Below are 3,295 nucleotides of genomic sequence, written 5' to 3'. Positions count from 1 at the left end.
CCCCCCAACCGGCGGGGGCCGGCCACGGGCGGGCGCTACCGGGTCATGGTGCCGATATCCCCACGGTTTCGGTCGGGCCGTACGGTTGCACAGGATCCGGTAGCGCACGACCGTTGGTCGTGCGCCCCAAATGCCCGGCTTACCGATGCAGATCGTACCGGTCCAACTCCATCACCCGTGCCCATGCGGCCACGAAGTCCTGCACGAATTTCTTGCCGCCATCGGCACTGGCGTACACCTCGGCCAACGCACGCAGCACCGAGTTGGACCCGAACACCAGGTCCGCACGCGTACCGGTCCAGCTTCCCTTGCCGCTGCTTTCGTAACCGTCGCCCTTGGCCTTCCACTGCGTGCCCATGTCGAGCAGGTTGACGAAGAAGTCATTGCTGAGCGTGCCGGGACGGTCGGTGAAAACACCGTCCTTGCTGCCATCAACATTCGCGCCCAGCACGCGCAGGCCGCCGACCAGTGCCGTCATTTCCGGCGCGGTCAACGTAAGCAGCTGCGCCTTGTCGATCAACAATGCTTCGGCAGGTACGCTGAAGCGACCGCGCACATAGTTGCGGAAACCATCGGCCGCCGGTTCCAGCACCGCGAACGATTCCACGTCGGTCTGTTCCTGGCTGGCGTCAGTACGGCCCGGGGTAAACGGTACGGTGACGTCGTAGCCGCCGGCCTTGGCGGCCTTCTCCACGCCAACCGCACCGCCGAGCACGATCAGGTCGGCCAGCGACACCTCGCCCTTGAAGCCACTTTGGATCTTCTCCAGCGCGGCCAGCACCTTGGCGAGCTGCTTGGGCTGGTTCACGGCCCAGTCCTTCTGCGGAGCCAGGCGGATGCGTGCGCCATTGGCACCACCGCGCTTGTCCGAACCGCGGAAGGTCGAGGCCGACGCCCACGCGGTGGACACCAGTTCGGCCACGCTGAGTCCGCTGTCGGCGATCTGCTGCTTCAGCGCGGCGATGTCCTGCGCGCTGATCGGGGTCTTCGGTGCGTCCGGCAGCGGGTCCTGCCAGATGAACTGTTCGGCCGGCACTTCCGGCCCCAGGTAGCGCGCACGCGGGCCCATGTCACGGTGAGTGAGCTTGAACCACGCGCGGGCGAAAGCATCGGCGAAGGCCTGCGGATTGGCGAGGAACTTCCGCGAGATCTGCTCGTAGGTGGGATCAAAACGCAGCGACAGGTCGGTGGTGAGCATGGTCGGGCGATGCTTCTTCGACGGGTCGTGCGCGTCGGGAATCACGGCCTCGGCGTCTTTGGCGACCCACTGGTGCGCGCCGGCCGGGCTCTTGGTCAGTTCCCATTCGTGCCCGAACAGAATCTGGAAGAAGTCGTGGCTCCATTTGGCCGGGGTGCGGGTCCAGGTCACTTCCAGTCCGCTGGTGATGGTGTCACCGCCCTTGCCGCTGCGGAATTTGCTGGCCCAGCCCAGGCCCTGGCTTTCCAGTCCGGCCGCTTCCGGTTCATGGCCGACGTTGTCGGCCGGGCCGGCACCGTGGGTCTTGCCGAAGGTGTGGCCGCCCGCGATCAGTGCGACGGTTTCCTCGTCGTCCATCGCCATGCGCCCGAAGGTGTCGCGGATGTCCAGCGCCGCCTTCAGCGGATCCGGATTGCCATCCGGACCTTCAGGGTTCACGTAGATCAGGCCCATCTGCACCGCAGCCAGCGGGTTTTCCAGCTTGCGTGAGTGGATGTCGCCGTCGGCGTCGTCATCGGACACCAGCACGCCGTGATCTTCCTGCACGCCTTCGGAGCCATGCGCGTAGCGCACGTCGCCGCCCAGCCAGGTGGTCTCGCGACCCCAGTACACGTCCTGGTCGGGTTCCCAGGTATCCGGGCGACCACCGGCAAAGCCGAGGGTCTTGAAGCCCATCGATTCCAGCGCGACGTTGCCGGTGAGGATCAACAGGTCGGCCCAGGAAATGGCTTGTCCGTACTTCTGCTTGATCGGCCACAGCAGACGACGTGCCTTGTCCAGGCTGACGTTGTCCGGCCAGCTGTTGAGCGGTGCGAAGCGCTGCTGGCCACGACCGCCGCCACCGCGACCGTCACCAATGCGGTAGGTGCCCGCGCTGTGCCAGGCCATGCGGATGAAGAGGCCGCCGTAGTGACCGAAGTCGGCCGGCCACCACTCCTGCGAGTCGGTCATCAGCGCTTTCAGATCTGCTTTGAGCGCAGCGTAATCAAGCTTGGCGAACGCGGCCGGGTAATCGAAGTCCGCAGCCAGCGGGTTGGAACGGGCGGAGTGCTGGTTGAGCAGGTCCACACGGAGCTGTTGGGGCCACCAGTCGCGATTGGTGGTGGCATCGCCGACGACGGCGTGATTGAACGGGCACTTGGCTTCGCTTTTCATCGGTATCTACCTGTGTACTGGCGAGAGAGGGAGTGGCCTCGCGAACAAGGCGTGTGGGAGTGCCTTGACGATAGTGAACGTTGCTCGATAGGTAAAATCGATTGATTCTTCTGTATCGATAGTTGAAATCTATCGACGATGGCCGGGCCGCACAGGGCCCGGCCATCGTGGTGCTCAGCGCTTGCCGCCGAGCAGTCCCAGGACGTCGCTGACGCCGAATTTGCCGTCGCCGTCCTGATCCAGCACGCCACCGAGCAGGTCGCCGATGCCGCCGCCGCCGGTCTGGCGGTTCTCCTCACCCAAGGCCTGGCTGAGCTGCCCGGCGTTGCCCTGCTGGGCGAAGCGTTGTGCCAGGAACGACATCACGATGGGCGCGAGGATGGCCAGCAGCTGGCCGGAGCGGCCACTGTCCAGGCCGGTTTTCTGGCCCAGCAGGCTGGCGGCTTGTGGGGTCTGGCCACCGAACACGTGACCGAGGATGCCCAGTCCGTTGGTGGCGGGACTGCTGGCACCGCCGCCGCCCAGTACCGCGCCGATCAGTCCGCCGAGATCGAAACCGCCCGTGTCCGCGCCGCCGCCACCGAGGTGGTCGCGCTGCAGGGCGTTGAGCAGGGACTGGGCCCCTTGTGGCTGGCTGGCGTTGTTGGCCAGGCCACCCATCAGCAGTGGCAGCGCGGCACCGATGGCCTGGGAGGCTTGGCTGCTGTCCATGCCGAGTTGCTGGGAGACCTGCTGCAGGGCAGGTCCGTTCTGCAATTGCGAGAAGAGCGAAGCAGTGAGCGATTGCGTGTTCACGATCGACTCCTTGGGTCCAGGTGGGGGACCGGCGGAGCATAACGCCGCGTGCACTAAAGGAATGCGAAGGCTTCACGCCGGGCATTGGGATCACGCGGCATCGGTAGCGCCGGCCGTTGGCCGGCCCACGGACCGCCTGGGCCGGCC

2 protein-coding genes are annotated in these 3,295 nt (G+C 65.9%); both read right to left on the bottom strand.

Going from position 1 to position 3,295, the window contains the following annotated elements; genetic code table 11:
• Window positions 1-139: 139 nt before the first annotated feature.
• Window positions 140-2,353: a catalase/peroxidase HPI gene (gene katG / locus QMX83_RS20840; protein WP_282298529.1), complete on the bottom strand. Its 2,214-nt coding sequence runs from the start codon at window positions 2,351-2,353 to the stop codon at window positions 140-142.
• Window positions 2,354-2,527: 174 nt separating this feature from the next.
• Window positions 2,528-3,151, bottom strand: a complete 624-nt coding sequence (locus QMX83_RS20835; RefSeq protein ID WP_282298530.1) for a DUF937 domain-containing protein — start codon at window positions 3,149-3,151, stop codon at window positions 2,528-2,530.
• Window positions 3,152-3,295 lie beyond the last annotated feature (144 nt).

Origin of the sequence: Stenotrophomonas sp. PS02289, from assembly GCF_029960115.1 — a bacterium.
Lineage (GTDB): Bacteria > Pseudomonadota > Gammaproteobacteria > Xanthomonadales > Xanthomonadaceae > Stenotrophomonas.
The sequence above is the reverse complement of the archived record's forward strand: the minus strand, read 5'-3'. Positions and strand labels throughout refer to the sequence as shown.

Excerpts from the sequence above, each read along its gene's own strand:
- katG (WP_282298529.1), bottom strand. The coding sequence starts at position 2,353 with ATGAAAAGCGAAGCCAAGTGCCCGTTCAATCACGCCGTCGTCGGCGAT.